A 604-nucleotide genomic window follows, 5' to 3' on the forward strand; every position below is an offset into this window, starting at 1 on the left:
CATGCGTAGCGGCTTACACATTCGTTTTTCTCCGCCATGGATGGTGGTGGTTAGTCAGGCATTAAGCCTTTCCTTGCTTGGCTTTTTCAGCTTTTGTGCTGTTGCCAATATCCCTGGTTTACAACCTCAAAAATCTTGGAACTTTGATGGTTATATTAAGTATATGGCGACATACAGCATGCCAGATGATCAAAGCAATACGCTCGATCATCTGCTGCACAATCGTCTGAATTTCGAATACCGTTTTTCTCCAAACTGGCGTGTTAATGTTGGCTTGCGAAACCGAGCTTTATGGGGCGATGCGTTAGACATTCCTCAATATCCCGAACTTGTCGCGCTAGATAATGGCTACTTTGATTTGAGCAAAAACTGGCGCGAAGACGACGTTATTCTGAATTCTCAATTTGACCGATTGTATGTGAGCTGGAAGAGCGACGATTGGAGTGCCAGTGTCGGGCGTTTTCGTATTAACTGGTCCATGAATACCATCTGGAACCCTAATGACGTTTATAACGCGTACTCGATTTATGACTTTGATTATGAAGAGAGAGCGGGCACCGATGCCATTATGGTCAGCAAAAAACTTGGTTTTGCTGACGGTTTA

General features: G+C 44.2%; 1 pseudogene. It reads left to right on the plus strand.

Features of this window, described 5'->3' with window-relative positions:
* Nucleotide 1 precedes the first annotated feature (1 nt).
* Nucleotides 2-604 (plus strand): annotated as a pseudogene (locus R8O11_RS29325) (hypothetical protein); the annotation flags it as partial.

Source organism: Vibrio sp. 1288 (assembly GCF_033344475.1).